Origin of the sequence: Streptomyces scopuliridis (assembly GCF_042790125.1) — a bacterium.
GTDB lineage: Bacteria > Actinomycetota > Actinomycetes > Streptomycetales > Streptomycetaceae > Streptomyces > Streptomyces scopuliridis_A.
In genome coordinates, this window is the sequence record NZ_JBHTZS010000018.1 from 115,860 (window position 1) to 128,780 (window position 12,921).

Genomic DNA, 12,921 nt, shown 5'->3' on the forward strand with positions numbered 1-12,921 from the left:
ACGACTGGGTGACGAGCCTCGAAGAGACGACCGAACAGGCAGACTCGGGACCCAGCGGCTACGCGGCGGCCCGGCTGCGCCTCCTCCAGGAGAAGGCGCGGTACGGGCCGCCGCGCCGTGCCGCGCTGGCGGGGCTGACCGACGACTGGCTGAACGCGCTGTTCACCACCGCCGCGCTGGAGGCCGGGGTACGCGGCGCCGCGCTCGTCGCCGTTGGCGGCTACGGCCGCGGTGAACTGTCACCGCGCAGCGACCTCGATCTGCTGCTCCTGCACGACGGGAAGTCCGGTCCCGCCGCGATCGCGGCCCTCGCCGACCGCGTCTGGTACCCGGTGTGGGACCTCGGGCTCGCCCTCGACCACTCCGTACGCACCCCCGCCGAGGCGCGCAAGACCGCCGCCGAGGACCTCAAGGCGCAGCTCGGACTCCTCGACGCCCGGCATGTCGCCGGGGATCTCGGCCTGGTCAGCGGCGTACGGACCGCGATCCTGGCCGACTGGCGCAACAACGCCCCCAAACGCCTCCCCGAACTGGACGAACTCTGCCGGGAGCGCGCCGAGCGCCAGGGCGAGCTCCAGTTCCTGCTGGAACCCGACCTCAAGGAGGCCAGGGGCGGGCTGCGCGACGCCACCGCGCTGCGCGCCGTCGCCGCCTCCTGGCTCGCCGACGCACCCCGCGAAGGGCTCTACGAGGCGCGGCGCCGGCTGCTCGACGCCCGCGACGCCCTGCATCTGACCACCGGCCGCGCCACCGACCGGCTCGCCCTCCAGGAACAGGACCCGGTCGCCGCGGAACTCGGCCTGCTCGACGCGGACGCGCTGCTGCGCCAGGTGTACGAGGCGGCGCGCACCGTCTCGTACGCCTCCGACGTCACCTGGCGCGAGGTCAACCGCGTCCTGCGCTCCCGGGCCGTACGCCCCCGGCTGCGGGCCATGCTCGGCGCCAAGCCCGCCACGGACCGCAGCCCGCTCGCCGAAGGCGTGGTCGAGCAGGACGGCGAGGTCGTCCTCGCCCGTACCGCCCGCCCGGAGCGCGACCTCGTCCTGCCCCTGCGGGCCGCCGCTGCCGCCGCCCAGGCCGGTCTGCCGATCTCGCTGCACGCCGTACGCCGGCTGGCCGCCGCCTCGAAGCCGCTGCCGGTGCCCTGGCCCGCCGAGGCCCGCCAGGAACTGATCACCCTGCTCGGCGCCGGCGAGTCGACCGTCCCCGTCTGGGAGGCGCTGGAGGCCGAGGGCCTGATCAGCCGGTTCCTGCCCGACTGGGAGCGGGTCCGCTGCCGGCCCCAGCGCAACCCCGTACACACCTGGACCGTCGACCGCCACCTCGTGGAGACCGCCGTCCAGGCATCCTCGCTGACCCGCCGCGTGGGCCGGCCCGACCTGCTGCTGATCTGCGCCCTGCTGCACGACATCGGCAAGGGCTGGCCCGGCGACCACTCCGTGGCCGGTGAGGTCATCGCCCGCGATGTCGCCTCCCGGATCGGCTTCGACCGCGAGGACATGGCCGTCGTCGCCACGGTCGTACGCCACCATCTGCTGCTCATCGACACCGCGACCCGGCGGGACCTGGACGACCCCGCGACCGTCAGCGCGGTCGCCACCCGGGTCGGCTCGCTCGCCACCCTGGAGCTGCTGCACGCGCTCACCGAGGCCGACGCGCTCGCCACCGGACCGGCGGCCTGGTCGTCCTGGCGGGCCTCGCTCGTCAACGAACTCGTCGCGCGTGTGGCCGCCGTCCTCGCGGGCGACGCCGTCGCCGAACCGGAACCGGCCGCGCCGAGCGCCGAACAGGAACGGCTCGCCGTCGAGGCGCTGCGCACCGGAAGTCCCGTACTGGCCCTGCACGCCCAGACCGAGCCCCCGCAGGACGACGGCGAACCGGAACCCGTCGGCGTCGAACTGCTCATCGCCCTGCCCGACCAGCCGGGTGTGCTGCCGGCCGCGGCCGGGGTCCTCGCCCTGCACCGGCTGACCGTACGCGCGGCCGACCTGCGCGCCGTCGAGCTGCCCGCGGAGCTCGGCGAGGACACCGGACAGGGGAAGAGGACCACCGAGGTCCTGCTGCTCAGCTGGCGGGTGGCAGCGGAGTACGGCTCCCTGCCGCAGGCCGCCCGGCTGCGCGCCGATCTCGTACGGGCCCTCGACGGCTCGCTCGACATCCCGTCCAGGCTCGCCGAGCGGGAGGCCGCGTATCCGCGCCGCCGGGGGGTCACGGCCCCGCCGCCCCGCGTGACCGTCGCGCCGACCGCCTCCCAGCTCGCGACGGTCATCGAGGTACGCGCCCAGGACGCACCGGGGCTGCTGCACCGCATCGGCCGCGCCCTGGAGGAGGCGAAGGTACGGGTGCGCAGCGCGCATGTGTCCACGCTGGGCGCGAACGCGGTCGACGCGTTCTATGTGACGAACGAGCGGGGCCGGCCGCTGCCCGGGAAGGCCGCCGCCGAGCTGGCCCGCGCGGTGGAGGAGGCGCTGCGCTGACGGTCCGCCCCGTCCGCGCTTCGTACGCTCCGGTTATCCACAGGGCAGACCGCACCGGGCGCGGCCGGATACCCTGGGGGACGGTCTGTCCTACGCAGCGCGCAGCTGTAGGGGCCAGCCCCCTCATCCGCTCCCGACCTGAGGATCCGCGACCACCGTGTTCGACACTCTCTCCGACCGCCTCGCAGCCACATTCAAGAGCCTCCGGGGCAAAGGGCGCCTCAGCCCGGAGGACATCGACGCCACGGCCCGTGAGATCCGTATCGCCCTGCTCGAAGCCGACGTCGCGCTGCCCGTCGTCCGCGCCTTCATCGCCAAGGTCAAGGAGCGCGCGGCGGGCGCCGAGGTCTCCCAGGCGCTGAACCCGGCGCAGCAGGTCATCAAGATCGTCAACGAGGAGCTCATCGGCATCCTCGGCGGCGAGACCCGCGTCCTGCGCTTCGCCAAGCAGCCGCCCACCGTGATCATGCTCGCGGGTCTCCAGGGCGCCGGTAAGACCACCCTCGCCGGAAAGCTCGGCCTCTGGCTCAAGGGCCAGGGCCACACCCCCCTGCTCGTCGCCTGTGACCTCCAGCGCCCGAACGCGGTGACCCAGCTCTCCGTGGTCGCCGACCGCGCGGGCGTCTCGGTGTACGCGCCCGAGCCGGGCAACGGGGTCGGCGACCCGGTCAAGGTCGCCAAGGACTCCATCGAGTACGCGAAGACCAAGCAGCACGACGTGGTCATCGTCGATACCGCGGGCCGCCTCGGTATCGACGAGGAGCTGATGAAGCAGGCCGCGGACATCCGCGACGCCGTCAGCCCGGACGAGGTCCTCTTCGTCGTCGACGCGATGATCGGCCAGGACGCGGTCAACACCGCGGAGGCCTTCCGCGACGGTGTCGGCTTCGACGGCGTGGTCCTCTCCAAGCTCGACGGCGACGCCCGCGGCGGCGCGGCGCTCTCCATCGCGCATGTCACCGGCAAGCAGATCATGTTCGCCTCGAACGGCGAGAAGCTGGACGAGTTCGACGCGTTCCACCCGGACCGCATGGCGTCCCGCATTCTCGACATGGGTGACCTGCTCACCCTCATCGAGCAGGCGGAGAAGACGTTCAGCCAGGCCGAGGCCGAGAAGATGGCCTCCAAGCTGGCGAGCAGCAAGGGCAAGGACTTCACGCTCGACGACTTCCTGGCGCAGATGGAGCAGGTCAGGAAGATGGGCAGCATCAGCAAGCTGCTCGGCATGCTCCCGGGCATGGGGCAGATCAAGGACCAGATCAACAACATCGACGAGAAGGACGTGGACCGCACCGCCGCGATCATCAAGTCGATGACCCCGGGGGAGCGTCAGGACCCGGTCATCATCAACGGCTCACGCCGGGCCCGGATCGCGCGGGGCTCCGGCGTCGAGGTCAGCGCGGTGAAGAACCTGGTGGAGCGGTTCTTCGAGGCCCGCAAGATGATGTCGAAGATGGCGCAGGGCGGCGGGATGCCGGGTATGCCGGGCATCCCGGGGATGGGCGGCGGACCCGGCCGTACGAAGAAGAAGACGAAGCAGGCGAAGGGCAAGCAGCGGTCGGGCAACCCGATGAAGCGCAAGGCGGAGGAGCAGGCGGCGCTGGCGCGCCGGGAGGGGGCGCCGGCCGGGGGGCAGAACGAGCCGTTCGAACTCCCGGACGAGTTCAAGAAGTTCATGGGCTAGTCCCTGGGGCGGTCTCCCGGCGGGGGCGGTGCGTCAGCGACAGACCACCCGGCCCCCGCACAGGCGAAGCCACTCCTCCGCGCCCACCTCCGCCAGCGTCCCCGCCTCCCCCCGTACCTCGGGCCCCGCGCCGTCCGGCGCGTACGTCAGAACCGGGACGTATTCGCGCGTGTGGTACGCGTGGCCGATCGTCGGGTCGTTGCCGTGGTCGCCCGTCACCGTCAGCCTGTCGCCCGCGCCGGACAGCAGCCCGAGCAGCGCCGAGAGCCCCGCGTCGGTCTGCTCCAGGATCCGCCCGTAGCGGTCGGTGTCCTGCTGGTGTCCGGCGAGGTCCGTCTCCTGGACGTTGGTGACGATGAGCCCGTCGCCGGGGGCGCGTACCGCCTCCAGCGTGTGGGCGAGGACCTCCGCCGTGCCGACGGCCGGCCGCCGCACGGCGGCATCGCACGCGAGGATGTCCGCCGCCTTGCCGACGAGCGTGACCGGGATGCCCGCGCGGGCCGCCAGGTCCGGGAGTTGGCGGGTGTGGTCGATGTCCGCGCCCAGGTGCTGGACTTGAAGTCCGCCGTTGCGGTAGAAGCCGCTCGCCGGGGTGTCCAGGCCGACCGTGCCGCCGTCCCCGCCGCGTACGTACGCGCCGAGGGGTCCGTCCGCGTGGCCGCCGACCGCGATGACGCGGGCGACGGGCGCCACGGTCCGTACCGTACGGGCGATCGCGAGGATCCGGTCGAAGGGCAGGTCGTCCAGCCGGCCCGAGACGTTCCAGTTGATGCCCGGGTCGGCCTCCAGGTTGTCGTGGACGAGTACCGCGCCGTCGACGAGGAGCAGCGGCCGGCCGTCGAACGGTTCGGCGCGGTGGCCGGCCGAGGAGAGGGCGGCGACCACCTCGGGGAGGTGGTCGGCGAGCCGGGCCACCGTGACGCGGCTGAAGTCCGCGCCCATCATGGTCTGGTGGCCCGCGTAGGTGTCCGCGCCCGGGTAGCCGAGCGCCGCGCGGCCCGCCGTGACCGGCAGCCGGGTGGACCGGGCCAGGTCGGGGTGCGGATGGACCAGACCGAGGCCCAGGTGTCCCAGCGTGGGCAGCCGCAGCGGTCGGCCCAGGGACGCGCGGCAGTGGTCCAGTACGTGCCCGCAGGTGTCGGCGGCGGTGTCGCCCGGCCGCAGCGCCCCCGCGTCCGGCATCGCGCCGATCCCGAATCCGTCGATGACGAGGATGACCGTCTTGCTCATGGCGGTGGCTCCTTACAGGGCCCGGCCCCGCGCGTCGTACAGCCCGGTCAGCCGGGGTTTCCCGGTGGAGAGGCCGGTGACGACCGCGACGGTCGAGCGGGTGACGAAGATCTGCGTACGGAAGGCGAGTACGGCGGTGTCGCCGGCCCGCACCCGGCCGGAGGGGGGCGCGTCCAGCAGGCGGTAGTAGTCGATGTTCTCGGCGGGGGCGCCCTGGACCGGAAGCCGCAGACCCGTGTCCGGCAGCAGGGCGGTGCCGATGCCGGCGCGGCCGTAGAACCCGCCGCCGTACAGCGCGGGCCGGCCGTCCGCCAGGGTGTGGGCGACCTCGCTGACGTAGACGTAGGCGGGCCGCTCCGGCTGGTGCGGATCGATCGCGTGGAGCGGGGTGGTGCCGGTGAGGGAGTGGCCGGGCTCGCCGTGCGTGGCGCCCAGTCCGGCCAGCAGCGCCAGCGTCGCCATGGAGGTGGCGCTCGGGGCGCTGAGCGCGACCGGCTGGTGGCCGCGGGCGGTGAGCAGTTCCCTTGCCTTGAGGGCGAGTTCGACGTTGGGGGTGGGGGCGGGCAGACCGGTCACCGGGTCGCACAGGACGCAGGGGAACGCGGTGACCCCCGCGATACGGATCGACGGCAGCTGTTCGGCGGCGGACGCGAACGCGTCGAGCGCGTCCAGGGGTACGCCCCCTTCCTGGCCCGGGTAGACGGAGCCGGGGACGCCTTCGAGGCGTACGAACACGTCCTGGACGAAGCCCAGTTCAGCGGCGGCCTCCGAGACGGCCCGCGCGTTGGCGAGATCGAAGACGGTCACCGCCTCGGGCCGCCAGGCGAGCATCTCGGGGAGGTCGCGGCGGGGGATCTGTACGAGATGGCCGAGGTTGCCGGCCCGCGCCCCGGCGGTGTGCAGGGTGCGGGCCTCGGAGGGGTCGATCGCGGCGAACCGGGGGATGTGCCGGGCGACCGCCCGGATCAGCGCGGGGTTGCGGCCGAACTGTTTGACCACGAACCACAGCGAGAGCCCGAGCCGCTCGGCCTCGGCCGCCAGCAGCGCGGCATTGCCCTCGACGGCGTCCGCGTCCATGACGTATGTGTCGGGCGGGATGGCACCGGAGCGGTGCAGCGCGGTCGCCGTGTCGACGAGCGCGGGGTTGCGGGTGAGGACGGTGTCCAGGAACACGATCAGCCCTTCAGGTCGTGCAGCGAACGGCGGAGGATCTCGATCACGAGATCGGCTCCGGCCCGCATGGGGTTGATCCGTACGGTCCAGTCGGCGAGTCCGGGGGCGTCGTCGAGCGACGAGCCGGACAGCCGGTAGACGAGCGGGGCGATCTCGTAGCGGGAGTTGGAGCCCACGGGATAGGGCGCGGCGCCGTGCCGCGCGGCGACGGCGGGCAGTTCACGGGCGACCGGGCGGTCGAGCCGTACCAGCAGACAGCGGTCCTGGGCGTTGGCGATCCGTACCTCGGCGACGCCCGGCACCTCACCGGCGGCCAGCCGCTCGGCGATCTCCGCGCCCACTCGGGACTGGAGCGCCCACAGGACGGGGACGTGGGTGAGGGCGCGCAGCGCGTCGAGCGCCTGGTGGCCCTGGACCTGGCCGCCGCCCGAGTAGTTGTCGGCGCGGACGCGCTCGATGAGATCGCGGGCGCCGACGGCCACGCCGACGCCTTCGGGGCCGTGCAGTTTGAAGAGGGAGAAGCAGGAGGCGTCCGCGCCCAGTTCCACCCCGGAGGCGGGGACGCGCATCACCGCGTAGTTGTCGTCGACGACCGTACGGACCCCGGCGGCCCGGCAGGCCGCGAGGACCTCGCCCGGATCGTAGGAGTCGGCGAGCCGCTGCCGGCTGTGCTGGACGTACGCCCACGAGAAGGCGCCGGACTCCAGGGCCCGCCGGAGCGCCGTACGGTCGTTGAAGTCGGCCTCGGTGGTGCGGACCCCGAGGCCGCGCAGGGTGACGGCGGTCGTCCGGTAGACCGGGGCCCGGTGGATCAGCAGCGGGTCGCCGGGGGAGAGGGCCGCCGCGAGCGCGGCGCGGATCGCGCCCGTACCCGCGCCCTGGACGAGCGCCGCGTCCTCGGCGCCGAAGTAGTCGGCGAGTACGGCCTCGACGCGCGCGGTCGTACGGGGGCGGCCGAGACCCGGTACGACACCGGCGTCCGCCTCGAAGAGCCGCGGTCCCTCGAAGTGCGCGGCGGTGCACTCCAGGAGCCGGAACTGCCGCTGGGCCGCGTCCTCCAGGGTGACGGTCGCCAGTGGGAAGGTCCGCGGGAGCACGGGCATCTCAGATCTCCTCGGTGCCGGGGTCGGCGTCCGGGTCGGGGTCGCCGTCGATGTGGGTGTCGGTGTCGGCGGCGGTGTCCGTCTCGGCGCCGGTCAGGAAGCGCAGCGGATTGCGCCGGGTCATCAGGTCGATCAGCTCGTCGTCCACGCCCGCCGCGCGCGCCATGGGCAGGAAGGACCGGAAGAGATGCCCGTACCCCTGGCCGCCCTCCGACTCCAGATAGGCGTGGCGCGAGATGTCGCAGCTGAGCAGGACACGGTCCGCGTGACCGGCGTCCAGCAGGGCGAGCAGCAGCCGGAGCCGGGTGCCGTCGCTCTGGTAGGACTCCTTGCCGACGGTGTCGAAGGCGACATACGCGCCGCTCGCGGCCAGTTCGCGGTGGACGGCGGGATCGTCCAGCAGGTCCTGGTGGCCGAGGCAGATCCGGTGCGGCGCCAGGCCCGTACCGGTGAGCAGTCCGAGCTGGGCGAGTCCGCCGCGGCCGAGTTGGGCATGGGTGGCGACCGACAGACCGGTGGCGACGGCGGCGTGCGCGGCGGCGAGCAGCGCGCGGCTCTCCGGCTCGCTGGGCCGCTCGCCGTGGCTGCCGATCTCGCCGAGGACGCCGGGGCGGATCCCGGTGGAGTCGAGCCCGTCGGTGATCTCCTGGACGAGGGTCGCGGTGAGCTGTCCGACGGGCGTGCCGCCGATCTCGTCCGGGTGGAACGGCTCGTAGTACCAGCCGGTCGACGCGACCACCGCGACCCCGGACTCCTCGGCGATCCGGGCCAGGGCGCGCGGATCGCGGCCCATGCCCCGGCAGGTCAGGTCGATGACCAGGGAGAGCCCGAACCCGGCGCGCAGGGCGGCCAGTTCGGATGTGACGGCGCTCAGATGGCGCTTGGGGTCGAGGACGGCGGCGCCGTCGCCCGTACGGTCGAGATCGAGGACGAGATGTTCATGGGAGAGCGCCGGGCCGCGGACGGCGGAGACGGGCAGCGGCCCGGCGACGGTGGTGAGATGAGGCATGGGTGGGGGTGCCTTCCTGGCGGGCCCGGCCCGGGTCAGCCCTTGACCGGGGTGAACAGGTCCAGCCAGTAGAGGATGTTGAGGAGAACGCCGCCGACGATGACCGCCGCGGGCGCCGCCGCCATCCGCACCACGGGCCGGCCCATCGCCTCGTTGAGGAGATAGAGCCCGCCGACGATGAGGATCGCGAGTCCGCCGCCCATGACATGGGCCGCCAGCAGTGAGCCGAAGAGGATGGCCAGTTGCAGGGTCTCGCCGATGGCGCCGCGCAGATGCTCGGAGGAGTCACGCACGCTCGGCAGCTTGCCCAGGACCCTGCCGATGGAGGACAGGGCCAGCACTTCGAGGGCGAAGACCACGGCGCCGACGACGGCCGCCAGGACCGGGTTCGGCATGAGATAGCCGATGGGGTAGACGAGCGTGAAACCGGCGATGCCGTACGCGCCCGAGGCGAGCGCGGTCGTCGCGATCAGCGGGACGAAGCCGAAGACCCGGTAGAAGTCGACCTGGGCCGCCTCGCTGTACTGGCCCTTGGCGATCAGGAAGCTGGTCGCCTCGCCGCCGCCGAAGACATGCATCTGCGCCAGTACGCAGACTCCGGCGCCCAGCACCATGAACAGCGGCAGATACCGGCGCAGCCGCAGCGCGCTGGCGCTGAAGAGCGAGACCATCGGATCGTCCCCGGCCGTCGCCCGCTGCCCGGTGCCCGAGGTCTCCTCGCCGGCCGCGAGCGCGGCGGCCCGGTCCGCCGTGCGCCGGCGGAGGTCCTTCCGTACGGCGAAGCCGATGAGCAGCAGCACACCGGCCGCCATCGCCAGGGAGCCGGCGAAGACATTCGGCCAGAGCTTCATCGTCATGATCACGAGCGCCAGTTCCAGTACGGCGGCCAGGCCGCCGCGCAGCCGGCCGAACTGCTTGGTGATGGCGAGCACCGGGAAGAGCGTGAAGAGGAAGAGGATCGGCGTCGACATCTGCTGCATGGCCGTCAGGAAGTCGACGGGCAGATCGTGCGCCACGTCATTGGCCCCGCTGAGGCCGAAGACGACCACCGCGCCCCAGGCGCCGCCGAGCAGCGGCGCGAGCCACTTCCTCGGCGCGAGGATGCCCAGGATGTCGGTGGGGAGGAAGAGCAGCCAGGGGTTGAGCACCCCGCTGGACAGCGCCATCGGGGCGCCCAGGCCGAAGATGAATCCCGCCGAGAGGCCGAAGGAGACCGCGCTGGTGGCGGTCCGCTTCGCGCGTCCCTGGATGAAGTCGAGCATGAAGGGGCGTACGCCGTCGTTGAACACGGCCAGCGCCATGTGGGAGACGAAGGCGGTCAGCGCACACAGGGCTATGACAAAAAGCTTCTGCGTCAGCGAGAAGTCCAGACTGGTACTCGCTGCGAGGACGGTGCTGCTCACGAGGTCTCTCCTCCGGTCCCTGGCGGGTCTTCGGTCAGCCGCGCGCGGCGATCGCGCGGGCCATGAGCGGGGCGATCACATCGATCTGGTCGATGGCGAAGCCGAAGACCTTCTTGCCGTCCGCCAGCAGGGCCGCGACCTCGTGCTCGGCGGGGACATGGCGGCCGAAGGTGTGGCAGAGCGGCCGGCCCAGAAGCCCGACCAGGATGCCGAGGGAAGCGCCGGCGCCGGTGTGACAGGTGCCGAGGTAGTAGTCGGCCTGCCCGGCGCGGAGCTTCATCGCGGCGTCCATGTCGTTGGAGACCGTGATCTCCACGCCGTCGAGGGAGAGTCCGGAGACGGTGTCCGCGACCTCGGTCTTGCCGACGCCGCCGGTGAGGATCTTCGTCATGGCTGGGTCCTTCGCGCTACGAGTGGGGTGAGACCTATGAGTGGTGGGGGACCTACGAGTGGTGTGAGGAGGGGGAGTTCTGGGCCAGCACGGCGAGATGCAGGCCCAGGAAGTTGATCTCGGAGCCGGGGAGCGCGGCGCCCAACTCCCGTTCGGCGCGCAGGGAGACCGCGCGGGCCCGCGCCACGGCCCCGGGATGTCCGGCGAGTTCGGCCGCCACCAGCTCGTCGGTCCTGAACTCCTCGATCGGCGCGCCGTCGAGCAGCCGGTCGAGGGCCATCATCAGATGGCTGGTGAGCAGGCCGGCCGTGGCTTCGGTGACGGTGTGGCCCTCGGCGGCCAGGGAGTCCAGCTCCTCGGTCACGAACGCGGCGACCTCCGGCCGGACCTGACCGCTCTCGCGGAACAACTGGACGCGCAGGGCGAGCTGGTCGTCCACGGTTCTCCTTCCGACAGTAACCAGGATTTTGTATTTTGAGCCGACATGCCGGCTACGGGGGTGTCCTTTCGCGCGGGCCGGCGGGGCGGCGGTCAGTACGAGGGCGTGCGCTCACCGCGCAACACCTCGGCCTGGAGGGTGGTGACGACCGACAGATCGAGCGAGTCCCGTACGGCCCCGAGCGCCTTCGCCCCCTCCGTCCTGCCGATGATCGCGGCGCTGGAGTTGCGCAGCGACAGCTCGCGGGTGACCTCGTCGCCCAGCGGCAGGACGTCCACGCTCGTCCCGAGCAGTCCCTGCACCTCATCGAGGTTCCAGACGGTGGCGTCGGCCAGGTCGTGCTCGAACAGGTCGCGCAGCTGCATGTACGACGCCTCGATCCACTCGATGTCCGGGCGCCCGGCGAACGCGCGCTCGGCGAGGATCCGCTGGTCCTCGGAGGCATGGTCGACGGCGACGCGCAGCCCCGGGGTCTCCGGGTCCGCGCCGCGTCGCAGCAGCAGACCGTGCGCCCCGACATAGGTCGCCGGGCCCAGATCCGCGACCAGCTCGACCGGATGGTCCTCGATCAGCCGGTCGGCGGCGAAGCGCGAGAGGACGACGAGATCGACCTTGCCTTCGAGGAGCGCGGTCGTACGGGCGCCGGCGCCCCGCATGAAGGTGATCGCGAACGGCGCGCCGGCCTCCTCGAAGGCGGCGCGCAGCCCCGTCGCCAGCCCCTCGTACCGGCGGGAGTACGGCAGCGGCATCGCGGCGAGGAGCGTGCCGAGCCCGGAGAGCCGCCACAGTATGGAGCGGTCCGAGCGGACGAGGAAGGTGCCGAGATGGCCCCGGGCCGTCGTCTCGATCGCCTCGGCGTTCTCCAGCAGCTGGAGCGCGGCCTGGACGGTGCCGTTCCCGACGCCCAGCTCCACGGCGAAGTCCCGGACGCGCGGCAGCCGGGTCTCCGGCTCGTGGTTCAGCAGGAGGACCGCCAGCTGCCGGGCCGCGAGGCCGTTGCGGGTCAGGAAACGTTCGTCGAAGCCAGTCACGGACGAGACAGTAAACAGAATTCCGGATACTGTCCAGGGTTCCGTAACGGTCCGTTTCCGCCGCGGGGCTCAGGGCGTACGGGCGACGAGATATCAGGGCGTACGGGCGATCAGATACCGGAAGACGTTCGGCATCCAGACCGTGCCGTCACGGCGCAGATGCGGATGCAGCGCCTCGCCGATCTCCTTCTCCACCAGCCGGCGGTTCGTCGTCCGTATCGCGCCGTCGAACACCCCCGTCGACAACAGGCCGCGGACCGCGCTCTCCTGGTCCGCGTATCCGAACGGGCAGGCCACCCGCCCCGAGCCGTCCGGTTCCAGACCGGCCCGCGCCGCGACCTCCTCCAGATCGTCGCGGTGCCCCGGCCGCCGGGCGCCCTCGCGCGGACGGTCGCTCAGCCGGCCCGCGACCCGCAGCACCCCGTCGGTGGCGCAGCGCTCAGGCGGACCCCAGCCCGCGAGCACCACGGGCGTGCCGCGCCCGGCCAGCGGTATCGCCTCGTCGAGCGCCGGTCCGAGCCCCTTCGCGTCGCCCGCCACGCAGCCGATCGGCTCGAAGGCGGTGATCAGGTCGTACGGTGAACGCCCCGGCCCCGGCGCCGCGTCGGCCATCCGGTCCACCTGCAGCAGCGTGCCCGTATCGGCCGCCAGGCCCGCCCCGCCGCTGCGCGCGGGATCGGCGCGCAGCCGCTCGCGGGCCAGCGCCAGCCGCGCACGGTCGGAGTCGACGCCGGTCACGCGCGCACCCCGCGCCGCCGCGAGCAGCAGGGCCAGCCCCGAGCCGCAGCCGAGGCCGAGCACCCGGGTCCCGCCGCGTACCTCCAGGCGTTCGTACACCGCTTCGTAGAGCGGCACCAGCATCCGTTCCTGGATCTCGGCCCAGTCGCGGGCGCGTGCCCCCGCGTCGGCGGAATCCGCCGCCGCCGTGCCCGCGTGCGCGAGCCGCTGGTGGTGCCCGCCGAGCGTACGTGTCATGGAATG

At 72.8% G+C, this 12,921-nt stretch carries 11 protein-coding genes; 2 read left to right on the forward strand and 9 right to left on the reverse strand.

Annotation, left to right across the window (positions count from 1 at the left end):
• Positions 1 to 8: 8 nt before the first annotated feature.
• Both ACFRKB_RS25615 and ffh read left to right on the forward strand, forming a co-directional pair.
• The gene (locus tag ACFRKB_RS25615; protein ID WP_383108753.1) at positions 9 to 2,477 is read left to right on the forward strand and encodes a [protein-PII] uridylyltransferase; all 2,469 of its coding nucleotides are present in this window, start codon (positions 9 to 11) and stop codon (positions 2,475 to 2,477) included.
• Positions 2,478 to 2,634: 157 nt separating this feature from the next.
• Complete coding sequence (ffh, locus tag ACFRKB_RS25620) at positions 2,635 to 4,161, forward strand: signal recognition particle protein (RefSeq protein ID WP_383108754.1); 1,527 nt, start codon at positions 2,635 to 2,637, stop codon at positions 4,159 to 4,161.
• A gap of 33 nt (positions 4,162 to 4,194) precedes the next feature.
• Here ffh and ACFRKB_RS25625 read toward each other — a convergent pair whose 3' ends face one another.
• The 9 genes from ACFRKB_RS25625 to ACFRKB_RS25665 all read right to left on the reverse strand — a co-directional run bounded on the left by ACFRKB_RS25625 (position 4,195) and on the right by ACFRKB_RS25665 (position 12,915).
• Positions 4,195 to 5,391: a phosphopentomutase gene (locus ACFRKB_RS25625; RefSeq protein ID WP_383108755.1), complete on the reverse strand. Its 1,197-nt coding sequence runs from the start codon at positions 5,389 to 5,391 to the stop codon at positions 4,195 to 4,197.
• Positions 5,392 to 5,403: 12 nt separating this feature from the next.
• Positions 5,404 to 6,564 (reverse strand): alanine racemase, encoded by a 1,161-nt coding sequence (locus tag ACFRKB_RS25630; protein WP_383108757.1) that lies wholly within the window; start codon positions 6,562 to 6,564, stop codon positions 5,404 to 5,406.
• A 2-nt stretch (positions 6,565 to 6,566) separates the two neighbouring features.
• The gene (locus ACFRKB_RS25635; RefSeq protein WP_383108758.1) at positions 6,567 to 7,667 is read right to left on the reverse strand and encodes an aminotransferase class V-fold PLP-dependent enzyme; all 1,101 of its coding nucleotides are present in this window, start codon (positions 7,665 to 7,667) and stop codon (positions 6,567 to 6,569) included.
• A 1-nt stretch (position 7,668) separates the two neighbouring features.
• On the reverse strand, positions 7,669 to 8,676 hold the full coding sequence (locus ACFRKB_RS25640; RefSeq protein ID WP_383108759.1) for a phosphotriesterase family protein: 1,008 nt from the start codon (positions 8,674 to 8,676) through the stop codon (positions 7,669 to 7,671).
• Between the two features lie 35 nt (positions 8,677 to 8,711).
• Complete coding sequence (locus ACFRKB_RS25645; protein WP_383108760.1) at positions 8,712 to 10,079, reverse strand: YhfT family protein; 1,368 nt, start codon at positions 10,077 to 10,079, stop codon at positions 8,712 to 8,714.
• A 34-nt stretch (positions 10,080 to 10,113) separates the two neighbouring features.
• Positions 10,114 to 10,470, reverse strand: a complete 357-nt coding sequence (locus ACFRKB_RS25650) for a DUF2620 domain-containing protein (protein ID WP_383108762.1) — start codon at positions 10,468 to 10,470, stop codon at positions 10,114 to 10,116.
• A 52-nt stretch (positions 10,471 to 10,522) separates the two neighbouring features.
• Positions 10,523 to 10,909, reverse strand: coding sequence for a transcriptional antiterminator (locus tag ACFRKB_RS25655; RefSeq protein WP_383108763.1), 387 nt, complete (start codon positions 10,907 to 10,909; stop codon positions 10,523 to 10,525).
• Positions 10,910 to 11,001: 92 nt separating this feature from the next.
• Positions 11,002 to 11,940, reverse strand: coding sequence for a GntR family transcriptional regulator YhfZ (gene yhfZ / locus ACFRKB_RS25660; RefSeq protein WP_383108765.1), 939 nt, complete (start codon positions 11,938 to 11,940; stop codon positions 11,002 to 11,004).
• 93 nt (positions 11,941 to 12,033) lie between these two features.
• Complete coding sequence (locus ACFRKB_RS25665) at positions 12,034 to 12,915, reverse strand: class I SAM-dependent methyltransferase (protein ID WP_383108766.1); 882 nt, start codon at positions 12,913 to 12,915, stop codon at positions 12,034 to 12,036.
• Positions 12,916 to 12,921: the final 6 nt, after the last annotated feature.